Source organism: Streptomyces mobaraensis (genome assembly GCF_020099395.1).
Taxonomy (GTDB): Bacteria; Actinomycetota; Actinomycetes; order Streptomycetales; family Streptomycetaceae; genus Streptomyces.
Window position 1 is genome coordinate 3,466,061 of record NZ_CP083590.1, and the last position, 14,854, is coordinate 3,480,914.

14 protein-coding genes are annotated in these 14,854 nt (G+C 72.9%); 11 read left to right on the forward strand and 3 right to left on the reverse strand.

Features of this window, described 5'->3' with window-relative positions; translation table 11 throughout:
* The first annotated feature begins 13 nt into the window (after window positions 1–13).
* Both K7I03_RS14945 and K7I03_RS14950 read left to right on the forward strand, forming a co-directional pair.
* A complete protein-coding gene (locus tag K7I03_RS14945) occupies window positions 14–1,042 on the forward strand; it encodes a glycosyltransferase family 2 protein (RefSeq protein ID WP_224347059.1) in 1,029 nt (342 codons plus the stop codon).
* Window positions 1,039–2,067 carry a glycosyltransferase gene (locus K7I03_RS14950; RefSeq protein ID WP_224347060.1) on the forward strand — a complete coding sequence of 343 codons (1,029 nt, stop codon included), beginning with the start codon at window positions 1,039–1,041 and terminating at the stop codon, window positions 2,065–2,067. Before K7I03_RS14945 ends, K7I03_RS14950 begins: the two co-directional genes overlap by 4 nt.
* 47 nt (window positions 2,068–2,114) lie before the next feature.
* Here the strand turns inward: K7I03_RS14950 and K7I03_RS14955 are convergent, their stop codons facing one another.
* Window positions 2,115–2,867: a phytanoyl-CoA dioxygenase family protein gene (locus K7I03_RS14955; protein WP_185942363.1), complete on the reverse strand. Its 753-nt coding sequence runs from the start codon at window positions 2,865–2,867 to the stop codon at window positions 2,115–2,117.
* A gap of 199 nt (window positions 2,868–3,066) precedes the next feature.
* Between K7I03_RS14955 and K7I03_RS14960 the strand changes: the two genes are divergently transcribed.
* Window positions 3,067–3,789 carry an HAD family hydrolase gene (locus K7I03_RS14960; RefSeq protein ID WP_224347061.1) on the forward strand — a complete coding sequence of 241 codons (723 nt, stop codon included), beginning with the start codon at window positions 3,067–3,069 and terminating at the stop codon, window positions 3,787–3,789.
* Complete coding sequence (locus tag K7I03_RS14965; RefSeq protein ID WP_185942364.1) at window positions 3,786–4,718, forward strand: NAD-dependent epimerase/dehydratase family protein; 933 nt, start codon at window positions 3,786–3,788, stop codon at window positions 4,716–4,718. The genes K7I03_RS14960 and K7I03_RS14965 overlap by 4 nt, the downstream gene beginning before the upstream one ends.
* Window positions 4,719–4,884: 166 nt before the next feature.
* Here K7I03_RS14965 and K7I03_RS14970 read toward each other — a convergent pair whose 3' ends face one another.
* Window positions 4,885–6,342 carry an NAD(P)/FAD-dependent oxidoreductase gene (locus K7I03_RS14970; protein ID WP_185942365.1) on the reverse strand — a complete coding sequence of 486 codons (1,458 nt, stop codon included), beginning with the start codon at window positions 6,340–6,342 and terminating at the stop codon, window positions 4,885–4,887.
* A 201-nt stretch (window positions 6,343–6,543) separates the two neighbouring features.
* Between K7I03_RS14970 and K7I03_RS14975 the strand changes: the two genes are divergently transcribed.
* The 7 genes from K7I03_RS14975 to K7I03_RS15005 all read left to right on the forward strand — a co-directional run bounded on the left by K7I03_RS14975 (window position 6,544) and on the right by K7I03_RS15005 (window position 13,428).
* Window positions 6,544–7,395 (forward strand): phytanoyl-CoA dioxygenase family protein, encoded by an 852-nt coding sequence (locus K7I03_RS14975; protein WP_185942366.1) that lies wholly within the window; start codon window positions 6,544–6,546, stop codon window positions 7,393–7,395.
* Between the two features lies 1 nt (window position 7,396).
* Window positions 7,397–8,449 carry a methyltransferase gene (locus tag K7I03_RS14980; protein ID WP_185942367.1) on the forward strand — a complete coding sequence of 351 codons (1,053 nt, stop codon included), beginning with the start codon at window positions 7,397–7,399 and terminating at the stop codon, window positions 8,447–8,449.
* Window positions 8,450–8,679: 230 nt separating this feature from the next.
* A complete protein-coding gene (locus tag K7I03_RS14985) occupies window positions 8,680–9,720 on the forward strand; it encodes a GDP-mannose 4,6-dehydratase (protein ID WP_185942478.1) in 1,041 nt (346 codons plus the stop codon).
* Window positions 9,714–11,114, forward strand: coding sequence for an NDP-hexose 2,3-dehydratase family protein (locus K7I03_RS14990; protein ID WP_185942368.1), 1,401 nt, complete (start codon window positions 9,714–9,716; stop codon window positions 11,112–11,114). Before K7I03_RS14985 ends, K7I03_RS14990 begins: the two co-directional genes overlap by 7 nt.
* 4 nt (window positions 11,115–11,118) lie before the next feature.
* Complete coding sequence (locus tag K7I03_RS14995; RefSeq protein WP_185942369.1) at window positions 11,119–12,129, forward strand: Gfo/Idh/MocA family protein; 1,011 nt, start codon at window positions 11,119–11,121, stop codon at window positions 12,127–12,129.
* Window positions 12,119–13,093 carry an NAD-dependent epimerase/dehydratase family protein gene (locus tag K7I03_RS15000; RefSeq protein WP_185942370.1) on the forward strand — a complete coding sequence of 325 codons (975 nt, stop codon included), beginning with the start codon at window positions 12,119–12,121 and terminating at the stop codon, window positions 13,091–13,093. Before K7I03_RS14995 ends, K7I03_RS15000 begins: the two co-directional genes overlap by 11 nt.
* Window positions 13,094–13,152: 59 nt before the next feature.
* A complete protein-coding gene (locus K7I03_RS15005; RefSeq protein WP_224347062.1) occupies window positions 13,153–13,428 on the forward strand; it encodes a hypothetical protein in 276 nt (91 codons plus the stop codon).
* Between the two features lie 74 nt (window positions 13,429–13,502).
* Here the strand turns inward: K7I03_RS15005 and K7I03_RS15010 are convergent, their stop codons facing one another.
* Window positions 13,503–14,741, reverse strand: coding sequence for a DNA polymerase III subunit delta' (locus tag K7I03_RS15010; protein WP_185942372.1), 1,239 nt, complete (start codon window positions 14,739–14,741; stop codon window positions 13,503–13,505).
* Window positions 14,742–14,854 lie beyond the last annotated feature (113 nt).

Below are 14,854 nucleotides of genomic sequence, written 5' to 3' on the forward strand. Positions count from 1 at the left end.
ACGGGACCGGGCCGTGACGACAACGGGAGAGAAGATGGACGCCGAGCGCCGGCCGAAGGTCGTGACGATCACCGTCGGGACCAACGAGCTGCGCTGGCTGGACCGGTGCCTCGGTTCCCTGCTGGACAGCGACACCACCGGCATCGACCTGGAGGTCTGCTACGTCGACAACGACTCGGCGGACGGCAGCGTCGAGCACGTGCGCGAGAAGTACCCCCGGGCGACGGTCATCCGCAACGACCGCAACCTGGGCTTCGCCGGGGCGAACAACGTCGGCATGCGCCGGGCGCTGGAGTCCGGCGCGGACTACGTGTTCCTCGTGAACCCCGACACCTGGACCCCGCCCGGCCTGGTGCGCGGACTCACCGAAGTGGCCGAGGAATGGCCGGAGTACGGCATCCTCGGCCCGCTGCAGTACCGCTACGACCCCGACTCCACCGCGCTCGACGAGTTCAACGAGTGGACGCACACGGTGCTGTGGCTGGGCGAGCAGCACGCCTTCGCCGGCGACGGCATCGCCCACCCCTCCACCGCCGGCCCCGCCGAGGGCCGGGCCCCGCGGACGCTGGAGCACGCCTACGTCCAGGGGTCGGCGCTGTTCGCCCGGACCGCGATGCTGCGCGAGACCGGGCTCTTCGACGAGGTGCTGCACACCTACTACGAGGAGACCGACCTCTGCCGCCGGGCCCGCTGGGCGGGCTGGCGGGTGGCACTCCACCTGGACCTGGGCATCCAGCACCGGGGCGGCGGCGGTGCCGCCGTCCCCAGCGAGTACAGCCGGGTCCACATGCGGCGCAACCGCTACTACTACCTGCTGACGGACATCGACTGGCACCCCGCGAAGGCCGCCCGCCTCGCCGGGCGCTGGCTGGTCGCGGACCTCATGGGCCACAGCGTCGTCGGCCGCGTCCCGGCGGCGACGGGGGCGCGGGAGACGGCCGAGGCGCTGCGCTGGCTCGCCGGCCGGGTGCCGACCATGCGGTCCCGGCGCCGGAGCCACCGTGCGCTGCGGACCCGGGGCACGAAGGGGGCGTCCCGATGAGGCCGCTGAAGGTCGCGCTGGTCAACATCCCGCTCCGGGTGCCGGGGAGCGACGAGTGGATCACCGTGCCGCCGCAGGGGTACGGCGGGATCCAGTGGGTCGTCGCCAACCTGATGGACGGGCTGCTGGAGCTCGGCCACGAGGTCTTCCTGCTGGGCGCCCCGGGCAGCCCGGCGGGAGCCCCGGGGCTCACCGTCGTGCCGGTGGGCGAGCCGGAGGAGATCCAGCGGTGGATGCGGGAGTCGGACGTCGACGTGGTCCACGACCACAGCGGCGGTCTGATCGGCCCGGCCGGGTTGCGGCCGGGCACCGCCTTCATCAGCTCGCACCACTTCACCACCCGCCCGGTCAACCCGGCGGGCTGCACCTACAGTTCGCGGGCGCAGCGCGCACACTGCGGGGGCGGCGAGGACGCGCCCGTCATCCCGATCCCCGTCGACCCGGCCCGCTACCGGTCGGCGGCGGACGCGGTGCCCAAGGAGGACTTCCTCCTCTTCATGGGCCGGATCTCGCCGCACAAGGGGGCGCTGGAGGCCGCCGCGTTCGCGGCGGCGTGCGGCCGGCGCCTGGTGCTGGCCGGGCCCGCCTGGGAGCCGGACTACTTCGCGGAGATCACCTCACGGTACGGCTCGGCCGTCGAGCCGATCGGGGAGGTGGGCGCCGAGCGGCGGCTCGACCTGCTCGCCTCGGCGCACGCGGTGCTGGCCATGTCCCAGGCGGTCGAGGGGCCGTGGGGCGGCACCTGGTGCGAACCGGGCGCGACGGTGGTCTCCGAGGCGGCGGTGAGCGGCACCCCCGTCGTGGGCACGCGCAACGGCTGCCTGGCGGAGATCGTGCCGGCGGTCGGCCGGGTCGTCGGCTACGGCACGGACTTCGCGCCCGACGAGGCCCGCCGGGTCCTGGACGAGCTGCCGTCGCCCGGCGAGGTCCGGCGCGAGGCGGTCCGGCTGTGGGGCCATGTGGAGATCGCCGGCCGGTATGTGGAGCAGTACCGCAGGCTGCTCTCCGGGGTGACCTGGACGTGAGGTGCCGGGGTCCGGAGCGGGTACACCGCCCGGACCCCGGCACGTCGTCAGCTCGCGTCCAGCCAGGGGCGCGGCTCGGGGTCGGCCACCTCTTCGACCGGCCCCATGAAGACGAGCACGTAGGCCCGGCGCGTCTGGCCGGTCAGGTTGGGGCCCGCGTAGTGCGGGGCCCGCAGGGTGTGCGCCACGGCCTCGCCCGCGGCGAGCGGGACGGCCACCCCGGCGGCAGGGTCCACCGCGTCGGTCACCAGCCCCCGGATGCGGTCGTCGTCGTCGATGTGCCGGTGCGGCAGGACGGGGCCCAGGTGGCCGCCGGGCAGGTAGTGCAGGCAGCCGCTGTCCACCGTGGCCTCGTCCAGCGTGGTCCACACGCTGAGCCCGCGCCGGTGCCAGCGCGGGTCCATGTAGCCCTCGTCCTGGTGCCAGGGCGTCTCCGCGCCGTAGTTCGGCGGCTTCAGAATGGCGTGCCCGTAGAAGTCGAGCTCGTCCTCGGGGACGTCCAGCAGCCGTGCGGCGATCGCCCGGCAGCGCTTGAAGTGCTCGCTGTCGACCAGTTCGGGCGCGAATTTCTCCGGGCGCACGATCTGCGGCAGCCGGGCCGGCCCGTCGGAATCCTGGCGGGCGGCGATGTCGAAGTAGTCGCCGGTCCCGAAGTCGGCGTGCTCGGAGAACAGCCGGTCGTAGACGCCGCGCAGCCACTCCAGCTCCGCGTCGTCCACGAGCCGCGGCAGCGCGGCGAATCCGTCGTCCCGGAAGGCTGCGACGAGCTCCTCGTCGATCACGGTTTCCACGGCCCCCATACGGCGGCTCCTTTCGTCAGGTATTCGACGAGTACGATACGTTCCTTCCCGGAATAGGGCATCGCCTTTAGCCGGAGAATAGTGAATTGACTAGACTCTGGCCGTCGAAGGCCATTCCTCCGGCCGTCGGACGGCGACCCCGATGAAACGCGTGCAATACTCTCGGCGCGACGTATGTGAAATACGGGAGCGGGTTGCTATGACTGCACACAGTGCGATTGCGTTGGATGTCGGAGGCGTCATCTACTACGACGAGCCTTTCGAACTGGCTTGGCTTCAGGGGACCTTCGACCTCGCGGTCACCGCTGACCCGAGCGTCACCCTCCGAGATTTCATCGATGACACCGAGCGTTTCTATCTGGGCGGGAAAGTCCCCGCGGGCCGGCCGGACATTCTCGGTTCGGCGGCCGCCGACGAGAGCTGGGTCCGGATCCTGCGGGCCTGGGGGGAACTGGCCCAGGAGATTCCCGGCGCCATTGCGGCGACGAAGGCGCTCGCCCGCGGAATACCGACGGCGGTGGTCGCCAATCAGCCGCCCGAGTGCGCGGACGTGCTCGCCGCGTGGGGGCTGACCGCCATCCTGGAGACGGTCGTCCTCGACTGCTTCGAGGGCGTCGCCAAGCCCGATCCGCGGCTGCTGGGCATCGCCCTGGAGCGGCTGGGCCTGTCGCCCGCCGACCTGCTGGTGGTGGGCAACCGCGCCGACCACGACGTGGTGCCCGCCCGCGCCCTGGGCTGCCCGGCGGTGTTCGTGCTGCCGGAGGACGGCTACCGCGTCCCACCCGGCGTCCACCCGGACATCGTCCGGGCCTACCGCGCGCTGCGCACGGTCCGCACCGCGCCCCCGGCCGACGACGTGCCGCGGGTCGCCTCCCTCGCCGAGCTGGCCGCGTCGCCCCTGGCGCGCCTCGGTGCGCTGTGACCACGGCGGACCCGCTGTCCGGCGGCCGTACGGCGGTGATCGGCGCGACGGGCTTCATCGGCTCCCGGCTGACGGCCGCGCTCACCGACGAGGACGCCCGCGTCCCGGCCGCCTTCAACCGGGCGTTCCCGCCGGTGGCCGGCGGCCGCCCGGCCCCGGGCCTGATCGAGGCCGACATCGTCTACTTCCTGGCCGCCGGCCTGAGTCCGATCCTGGCCGAGCGGCGGCCCGACCTGGTGGAGGCCGAACGCCTGCTGCTGGTCGAGGTGTTGGACGCGCTGGCCGCGGCGGGCCGCCGCCCGGTGTTCGTCCTGGCCGGCTCGGGCGGCGCGGTCTACGCGCCCGAGGTCGCGCCGCCGTACCGGGAGACCACCCCGACCCGGCCCGACTCCGCCTACGGACACGCCAAACTCCGCCTGGAAGCCGAGCTGTTCCGGCGCCCGGACGCCGTCCGCGCCGTGGTGGCGCGGCTGAGCAACGTCTACGGCCCCGGCCAGCGTCCCGTCCGCGGGTTCGGTGTGCTGCCGCACTGGCTGCGGGCGGCCGTCCGGGGTGAGCCCGTGCGGGTGTTCGGCGATCCGCACGTCGTCCGGGACTACGTCAACGTCGACGACGTCACCCGGTTCCTGCTCGCGCTGCGCACCCGGGTCGGCGGCGGCCGGCTGCCCTCCGTGGTGAACGTCGGCTCGGGAGTGCCGACTTCGCTGAGCGGCCTGCTGGACGTCGTGTCCGAGGTGACCGGCGGTTCCGTCGCGGTGCGCTGGGAGCGGGGACGCTCCTTCGACCGGCAGGGCAACTGGCTGGACGTCACGCGGGCCGACGCCGAGTTCGGCTGGCGGGCCGAGATCCCGCTGGCCGAGGGCGTCCGCGCGTGCTGGGAGCGCGTGCTCGACGACGCCGGCCGGGCCCCTACCGTCTCGACGCTCTAGCGGCCCCGGCGTTCCGGCGGCGGAACGCACGCGCCCCGGGCCCGGGGCGGGGAAACGGGCGGCCGTCAACGGCCGTTGGCGTTCTCCGCCCCGGGCCCGGGGCGCGCTGCGTGGTCTGGGACCCCGGTCTCGTACGACACGAGTCCCGGGGCCCGGAACCGCCTGGTCAGGACCGGGACCGGCCGATCCCCAGGGTCGGGGTGGTGCGCAGGTACAGACCCGTGGCCGGGTCGTAGAGGTCGTGGGCGTCCATCTTGCCGGGGGCCTCGCTGACCGGGGCGCTCGGCGTGCCGGCCTCCGCCATCAGCCGGGCGTTCTCGGCCGCGGCGAGCAGCTGGCGGACGGAGTTGTCCTCCGGCAGGGCGACGGCCTGGGCCTGCGCCTGGTGGGCGCGGTCCTCGTGCGTCCCGGTGACGGCGTCGTGGATGTCCGCGAGCCCCGCGACCAGCTCGGCGAAGGCCACCGCGCCGTCCACCTGCTCGTACTCCTCCGTGGCGCGCTCCGGGACCATCGCGTCGGCCAGGCCGAAGTAGGCGGCCTTGCCGGCCTGCTGCTGGTACACACCGGAGACCAGGGTGAACAGCCGCTGGTAGGCGTTGCGGTAGAGCGACTCGTAGAAGGCGCCGGCCTCCTTCTCCGTGACGTCCTCGTTCACCGTGGCGAGCACGGACGTCGCGGCCAGCATGCCGCTGTAGAGCGCCAGGTGGACGCCGGTGGACAGCAGCGGGTCGAGGAAGCAGGCGGCGTCGCCGGCGAGGTAGTAGCCGGGGCCGTGGAAGCTGTCGGCGACGTAGGAGAAGTCCTGCTCCACCCGGACGCCCGGCTGGTACTCGCCCTCCGCCATGAGGTCGCGGACGGTCGGGTTCTCCTGGACCAGCGAGGCGAGCATCGCCTCCAGGTCGGCGTGGTCCTTGCGGCGCTCCAGGAAGCGGTCCTGGTGGCAGACGAACCCGACGCTGTAGCGGTCGTCGCGCAGCGGGATCACCCAGTACCAGCCGTCCGGGGCGCCGATGACGTTGATGCCGCCGGTGGGCGAGGTGGGCAGCAGGGAGCCGCCCTGCCAGTAACCCCAGATCGCCACGTTGCGGAAGATCTCGTGCGGCTGGCGGTTCTTCAGGTGCCGGGAGATGACGCCCGACCGGCCGGAGGCGTCGATGACGTAGTCGAACTCCTCGCTGACCAGCTCACCGGTGTCGGGGTCCGTCCACTCCGCCCCGGTCGCGCGGTCGCCGTCGAACAGCACGCGCTTGACCGTGACGCCCTCGGTGACGTCGGCGCCCTGCTTGACCGCGTTCTTCAGGAGCACGTGGTCGAAGTCGTCGCGGTCGACCTGCCAGGAGCGCACGTCCGGGCCGAAGATCTTCGGCCAGTCGATGGCCCAGTCCTCCTTGCCCCAGCGCAGCAGCACACCGTTCTTGACCGTGTAGCCGCGGGAGTCGACCTCTTCCAGCGCGCCGACCAGATCGACGATGGTGCGGCAGGACGAGGCGATCGACTCGCCGATGTGATAGCGGGGGAAAGTCTCCCGCTCCAGCAGCTTGACGGACATTCCGGCCTTGCTGAGCAAGGAGGCCGCAGTGGACCCTGCCGGCCCACCGCCGATTACGAGCACTTTTCTGGGCATCGAGATCCCCCTGAATTCGGGTTTCACATGGCGGCGCGTCACGGATGGATTGCCAACGCCAGGCACGGTCAATTGCGAAATACTTCTCCGAGTGTAGTGAGCACGCTCTAGTGGAATCTCTAGTCCTTCTCCGGTCCCGGCTATGTAGCATCCGCTCCGGGATTAGTGCCGAGCTCGGCGATCGTCCTGCAAAGGAGCGTGATGGGAACCCGCGTACTGACCGAGGAGCAGGTCGAGAGCTTCGTCTCCGACGGCTTCGTCCACCTGCCGGGTGCGTTCCCGGGGGAGCTCGCCGAGGAGGCGCGCGCCCTGCTGTGGCGGCAGCTGGACATGGACCCCGACGACCCGGGCACCTGGACGCGGGAGGTGGTCCGGCTCGGGGTGCGCGACGACGACGTGTTCGTCCGCGCCGCCAACACCCCGCCGCTGCACGCCGCCTACGACCAGCTCGCCGGGGAGGGCCGCTGGCAGCCGCTGACCCACGTCGGCACGTTCCCGGTGCGGTTCCCCGTGACGAAGCGGCCGGAGGAGACCGAGGACTACGGCTGGCACATCGACGCCAGCTTCCTCGCCGAGGGCGCCGACGCCGACCGGGACTGGTCCGGTGAGCTGGACGTGATCCCGCCGGACTACGACAAGATCTTCCGGTACAACGTGTGGTCCCGAGGCCGGGCGCTGCTGCTCCTGCTGCTGTTCTCCGACACCGGCGAGGAGGACGCGCCCACGCTGATCCGCGTCGGCTCCCACCTGGACGTACCGCCGCTGCTGGCGCCGTACGGCGCGGAGGGCACCTACCTGGAGGCCGGGGAGGTGGGCCGGGACCGGCCGCTGCGGTCCGCGACGGGCAAGGCCGGCGACGCCTACCTCTGCCACCCCTTCCTGGTGCACACGCCGGTGGCCAACACCGGCACCCGCCCGCGGTTCATGGCCCAGCCGAACCTGCTGCCCGTGGGACAGCTCGAACTCGACCGGCCCGACGGCCGGTACACCCCGGTCGAACAGGCCGTGCGCCGGGGCCTGGGCCAGGACGTTCCGCGACGAGAGAACCGGTGACATGGAAGAGCGACACGACGCGCAGGCCCCCTGGACGGACGTGATCCGGCTGGTGTTCGGCGGCATGGCCACCCAGGTCGTCGGCCTGGCGGTGCGGCTCCGGCTGCCCGACGCCATCGCGGCGGGCGAACGGACCACCGAGGAGCTGGCCGCCCGCTTCGAGGGCGCACCCGCCGCCATGAACCGGCTGCTGCGCGGCCTGGCCGCGCTCGGGGTGCTCCGCGAGTCCGAGCCGGGGGTGTTCGGGCTGACGCCGGTCGGCGAGCTGCTGCGCGCCGACCGCACACCGTCCTTCCACGCCCTGTCCCGGATGCTCACCGACCCGGCGGTCTCGACGGCCTGGCAGCACCTCGACCACAGCGTCCGCACCGGCGGCCCGGCCTTCGACCAGGTCTTCGGCCGCGACTTCTTCGCCCACCTCGCCGACGACCCCGACCTCTCGGGGCTCTACAACGCCGCGATGAGCCAGGGCACCCGCGGGATCGCCGGCCTCGTCGCGGCGCGCCAGGACTTCTCCGGCGTCCGCACCGTGGTGGACGTCGGCGGCGGGGACGGGACGCTGCTGGCCGCGGTGCTGCGCGCGCACCCGGCGCTGCGCGGCGTGCTGTACGACACGGCGGCCGGCGTCGCCCGGGCCGGCGAGGAGCTGGCGGCGGCGGGCGTCGCCGACCGCTCCACGGTGGAGACCGGCGACTTCTTCGCCGCCGTCCCCCCGGGCGGCGACCTCTACCTGCTCAAGAGCGTCGTCCACGGCTGGGAGGACGAGCGCGCCGCGGCGATCCTGGCGCACTGCCGCCGGGCGCTGCCGGCGCACGGCCGGGTCGTCATGGTCGAGCATGTGCTGCCCGACACCGTGCCCGCCGACGCGGTGCCGACGACGTACCTCAACGACCTCAACCTGCTCGTCAACGGCAACGGCCTGGAGCGCACCCGCGGTGACTTCGAGCGGCTCTGCGCGGCGGCGGGACTGACGGCCGGCGCGTTCACCCCGCTGGACGGCACCGACCTGTGGCTGATCGAGGCCGCCCCCGCCGCCGCGGGCCCGACGGCCTGAACCGGGAATTCCACCCCGCTCGGCGACTTTTCGTGGGCCGTTACGTAATGACCGGACCGGTCCCGAAAAGACGCTAGTGAATTCACTACACTGCCTGCGCGGACAGTGAATTACCTGTGCTTTTCCCGTACCGTTTCCGGTGACCGGTGATACGCATTGCCCCGCGGCGCATGGAATCCAAAACCCATGTGAATGCCGTTCTGTGGGTTCCTCACGGCTGGGAGATGATTCTGTCTAGGCGAGCGCTCATTACGGGAATCACAGGCCAGGATGGCACTTATCTCGCGCGTCAGCTCATCGAGTCCGGATACGAGGTGTTCGGAATGGTGCGCGGGCAGGGGCGGCCGTACGCGCGCGACGGGAGCCCCCTGCACCCGGACATCCGGGTGGTGAGCGGCGACCTGCTGGACCAGACGAGCCTGATAGCCGCCGTCGAGCAGGCCGCCCCCACCGAGGTCTACAACCTCGGCGCCCTGTCGTACGTCCCGGTCTCCTGGAAGCAGCCCGCCGTCGCCGCGGAGGTGACCGGGAAGGGCGTGCTGCGCATGCTGGAGGCCATCCGCAGCGTGGCGGGGCTCAGCGCCTCCCGGACCACCGGCAGCGGCGTCCCGCGCTTCTACCAGGCGTCCACCTCCGAGATGTTCGGAAAGGTGCGGGAGACCCCGCAGAGCGAGACCACGCCCTTCCACCCCCGCAGCCCCTACGGGGTGGCCAAGGCGTTCGGGCACTACATGGTGCAGAACTACCGCGAGTCCTACGGCATGTTCGCGGTCAGCGGCATCCTGTTCAACCACGAGTCCCCCATCCGCGGCCCCGAGTTCGTCACCCGGAAGGTCTCGCTCGGGGTGGCCGCCGTGAAACTCGGCCTGGTGGACAAGCTCCGGCTGGGCAACCTCGACGCGGAACGCGACTGGGGCTTCGCCGGGGACTACGTGCGCGGCATGACGATGATGCTCGCCCAGGACGAGCCGGAGGACATCGTCCTCGGCACCGGCGTCACCCACAGCGTCCGCGACCTGGTGCAGTACGCCTTCGCGCACGCCGGCCTCGACTGGCGCGACCACGTGGAGGTCGACCCCCGGCTGCTCCGCCCGGCGGAGGTCGAACTGCTCTGCGCCGACCTGAGCCGCGCCCGGGAGAAGCTCGGCTGGAAGCCCGAGGTCTCGTTCGAGGAACTGATCGCCATGATGGTCGACAACGACCTGCGCCTGCTCACCGGGAGCGAGAACGCCGCCGCCGAAGCCGTCCTCGAACAGGCCGGTCTGTGGTAACCCTCCCGGCAGGACCGGCCGACGGACTCGTACGGTCCCTCCCGCCGGAGGCGTATCTCGCGGACTTCGCCGGCGCGGAGTTCATCGACTGGTTCGCCCGGTGCTCCGCCGCCGCGCGGTGCCGGGTGACCCGGACACCCCTGGACGGGCTGCGGCGCTGGCGGTTCGACCCCGACACCGGAAACCTCGCCCACGACTCCGGGGCCTTCTTCGTCGTCGAGGGCCTGGAGGTGCGAACCGGTTACGGACCGGTCCGCGCGTGGAGCCAGCCCATCATCAACCAGCCCGAGATCGGCATCCTCGGCATGCTGGTCAAGGAGGTCGACGGCGTCCCGTACTGCCTCGTGCAGGCCAAGATCGAACCCGGGAACCACAACGGCATCCAGGTGTCGCCGACCGTCCAGGCCACGCGCAGCAACTACACGCGGATCCACCAGGGCCGGAGCACCCGCTACCTGGAGTACTTCACCGATCCCGGCGCGGGCCGCACCCTGGTGGACGTCCTCCAGTCCGAGCAGGGCTCGTGGTTCCTGCGCAAACGCAACCGCAACATGGTCGTACAGGTCACCGAGGACGTCCCCGCCGGCGAGGACCACCACTGGCTGCCGCTGCCCGAACTGCGGCGGCTGCTGCGCATCGACGGCCTCGTCAACATGGACACCCGGACCGTGCTCGCCTGCCTCCCGGCGGACACCTTCCCCGCGTCCCAGCCGGTGCCGGCCGGGGACGCCGCGTCGGCGCTCGTCCTCTCCACGACGGGCCGGGGCCCCGCCCTGAACGACACCGCGGCCGTGCTGCGCTGGTTCACCGGCGCCAAGAGCCGGCACGAACTGTCGGCGCACCGGATCCCCCTGCGCGCCCTGCCCGGCTGGCGCGCCACCCCGGAGGCCATCGCCCACGAGGACGGGCGGCACTTCAGCATCATCGGGGTGACCGCGCAGGTCGGCAACCGCGAGGTGGCCGAATGGGACCAGCCCCTGCTCTACCCGGAGGGGCGCGGCGTCGTCGCGTTCGTCATCAAGGTGATCGAGGGCGTCGCCCACCTGCTCGTCCACGCCCGGTTCCAGCCCGGCCTGCTGGACGGCATGGAGATGGGCCCGACCGTGCAGTGCGTCCCGGAGAACTACCCCGACGGGCCGCCGCGCTTCCTCGACTACGTCCTGAACGCCCCCCGGGAGCGTGTGCTCTACAACGCCGTCCTGGCCGAGGAGGGTGGCCGCTTCTACCACTCGCAGAACAACTACCTCCTCGTCGAAGCCGGCGACGACTTCCCCACGGCCGTCCCCGAGGACTACTGCTGGATGACCGCGCACCAGCTCACCCTGCTCCTCCGGCACGGCTACTACGTCAACGTCGAGGCGCGCAGCCTGCTGGCCTGCCTGCAGAGTTGGTGAACCCATGAAGAACGAGCGTCCCGTGCGGCTGGGCATTCTCGGCTGCTCCGACATCGCCCGGCGCCGCACCCTCCCGGCCGCGCTGAAAGTGCCGGAGGTGACGGTGGCCGCCGTCGCCTCCCGGCGCGAGGACAACGCCCGCGCGGTCGCCGCGCGGTTCGGCGGCGAGGCCGTCGCCGGCTACGAGGCGCTGCTGGAGAGCCCGGACGTCGAGGCGGTCTACGTCTCGCTGCCCACCGGGCTGCACCACCACTGGATCGAGCGGGCGCTGCGGGCGGGGAAGCACGTGCTCGCGGAGAAACCGCTGACCGCCCGGCACCCGGATACCGTGGCGGCGGTCGGCCTCGCGCACTCCCTCGGCCTGACGCTGATGGAGAACATGACCTTCCCCCAGCACTCGATGCACGAAGCCGTGCGCGGAATGCTGGAGAAGGGCGACATCGGCGAACTGCGGTCCCTCACCGCCGAGTTCGGCTTCCCGCCGCTGCACCCCGGCAACGTCCGCTACCGGGCGGACCTGGCCGGCGGCAGCCTGCTGGACGCGGGCGTGTACCCGCTCACGGCGGCGAGCATGTTCCTCGGGCCCGAACTCGACGTCGTCGGGGCGACGTTGCGGAAGGGGACCGCGGTGGACGTGGACGTGGCCGGCGACGCGCTGCTGAGCGCGCCGGACGGCCGCACGGCCCACGTGTCCTTCGGCTTCGAGCACGTCTACCGCTGCGCGTACACGCTGTGGGGCAGCGAGGGCCGCATCGTCGTCGACCGCGCCTTCACCCCGCCGCCCGACCTCCGCCCCACGGTCCGGCTGGAACGCGCCGACGAGGTACGGGAGCGCCTCCTGCCGGCCGACGACCAGTTCGCCGGCACCCTCGCGCGCTTCGCCCGGGCCATCGCCGGCGGCGGGGCGGCGGCGCACGGCGCCGAGGTCGTCGCGCGGGCCCGATTGGTACGTCAGGTGCAGGACCGGGCACGACTGCTCGGCAACGGCTGGTCAGGAGGAGCAGATGGCCGATGAGCGCGAGCGTGTTCTCGTCGCCGGTGGAACCGGGTTCGTGGGCCGCCGGCTCTGCGCGGACCTCGTCGCGGCCGGCGCCGAAGTGGCCGCGGTCGCCCGGCGCGCGCCGGACTCACCCCTGCCGTGCCGGATCCTCACCCTGGACGTCACCACGGCCTCGCCCGGCGAACTGGCCGGCCTGATCGACTCGTTCCGCCCGCACACCCTGGTCAACGCCATCGGCAGCAACTGGGGGATCGCCGAACGGGACCTCGAGGCCAACTGCGCGGTGCCGGCCAGACGCCTGATGGACGCGCTGCGGCGGACCGCCTGCCGCCCCTACGTCGTCCACCTCGGCTCCGTGCTGGAATACGGCCCGACCCCGCCCGGCGAGACGACCCGCATCGCGTCGCCGGCCCGGCCGACGACCACCTACGGCAAGGCCAAGCTCGCGGCGAGCCGCGCCGTACTGGAGGCCGCGGCGGAGGGCGTCGTCGACGCGGGCGTGCTGCGCATCGGCAACGTGGCGGGCCCGGGAACCCCGGCCGTCAGCCTGCTGGGCCGGGTGGCCGGGCGGCTCGCCGAGGCCGTCGCCCGGGACACCCTCCCGGCGGTCGTGGAGCTGTCCCAGCTGCGCGCCCACCGCGACTACGTCGACGTGCGCGACGTGTCGGAAGCCGTGCTGGCCGCCACCCGCGCCCGGATACCGGGGCTGGTCGTCCCGATCGGACGCGGCGAGGCCGTGGCGGTGCGGTGGCTGGTCGACCTCCTCGTGGAGGTCAGCGGCGTGCCCGCCGAGGTCCGGGAGCTTCCCGCCGCCACGACGGGCACCGCGGGCGACGACTGGGTCCGGATCGACCCCGAACCCGCCCGCCGGCTCCTCGGCTGGACCGCCGTCCGCTCGCTGCGCGAATCGGTGAGCGGACTGTGGGACGAGACGCTGCGCGCCCATGGAATCCACGACCCCGCGGGGATGCGGCGGTGACGGGAGCCGTCGCTTCGCGCCCCTGAGCCGGAAGGAGCGGCTGACGGGACATGAGATACATGTCGATCGAAGTAGCGGAGACGGTCCGGGACCGCCTGGCGGTCCTGGCGGCGGAGAAGGGGACCACGATGGCACGGCTGGTCGGCGACCTCGCCGCACGCACTCCGACGAAGAGCGAGCGGGCCGCGCTGACGGCGCGGGCGCCCTCCGGGCCGGGACTGCCGGAGAAGCCGGAGAAGCCGGACGGTGAGGCGGACGCCGAACTGATCCGCCGCATCGGCGACTGCGTCGTCTCGGTCGGCGTGCAGGCCGGGTTCCTCCCGCCGGGCTGGTGAACCGCTGAGCTGGCGAACCGCTGCGGACCGGTGAACCGCGGCGGGCCCCCTCGCCCTCCTCCCGGCCGTCGCCCTCAGCCCGCCCGCAGGGCCATCGTCATGGCCTCGACGGCGAGCAGGGGCGCCACATTGCGGTCGAGGGCCTGGCGGCAGGCGCCGATGGCTTCTATGCGGCGCAGGGTGTGCTCGGGACGCGAGGCGGCGGCGATCCGCTGAAGGGTGTCGCGGTCGTCGGCGTTGGCGAGTTCGACGCGGGAGCCGAGCTGGAGGGCGAGGACGTCGCGGTAGAAGCCGGTGAGCTCGGTCAGGGCCAGGTCCAGGCTGTCGCGCTGGGTACGGGTGGACCGCCGCTTCTGCCGGTCCTGGAGCTCCTTCATGGCACCGGCCGTGCCGCGCGGGAGGCGGCCGCCGGTGCCGGCCGCGGCGCCGAGCGCGGCGCGCAGCTCCTCGGTCTCCTTGGTGTCGACCTCCTCGGCGACCTGCTTGGCGTCCTCTGTCGCCGCGTCGATCAGCTCCTGGGCCGCCTTCAGACAGCCGCCCACGTCGTCGACCCGGAGCGGCAGCTTGAGCACGGCGGCGCGGCGCGTCCGGGCGCGCTCGTCCGTCGCCAGGCGGCGGGCGCGCCCGATGTGACCCTGGGTGGCGCGGGCGACCCGGGCGGCGAGCTCCGGCTCGATGCCGTCCCTGCGGACGAGGACGTCCGCGACGGCGGCGGTGGACGGCGTACGCAGCGTCAGCGACCGGCAGCGGGAGCGGATCGTCGGGAGGACGTCCTCCAGCGAGGGGGCGCACAGCAGCCACACCGTCCGCGGAGCGGGCTCCTCCACGGCCTTGAGCAGCACGTTCCCGGCGCCCTCGGTGAGGCGGTCGGCGTCCTCCAGCACGATCACCTGCCACCGGCCGCCGGCCGGTGAGAGCTGGGCGCGCCGGACGAGCTCGCGGGTCTCCTTGACGCCGATCGACAGCAGGTCGGTACGGACGATCTCGACGTCGGCGTGCGTGCCCACGAGTGTCGTGTGGCAGCCGTCGCAGAACCCGCAGCCGGGGGCCCCGCCGGGGAGCGCCCGGTCCGGGCTCACGCACTGCAGGGCCGCCGCGAAGGCGCGGGCCGCGGTGGCCCGGCCGGAACCGGGCGGGCCGGTGAACAGCCACGCGTGCGTCATCCGGGAGCCGGACACGTCGGCGGGCGCGCCGCCCTGCCCCGCCGCGCGATCCGCCTCCACGGCCGTGACCAGCGCGTCCGCGTCACGGGCGGCAGCGGAGAGCTGCTCCGTGACCCGGTCCTGCCCGACCAGGTCGTCCCATACCGCCATGACTGTCCTCCGCGCCCGTTGGTCCTGCGGTCTCCCCGGTCACCCATTGTGGGGCAGACCACTGACAACGGAGCCCGGGCAAGGGCCCCGCCACAGTGCGGGCGCCCGCTTCC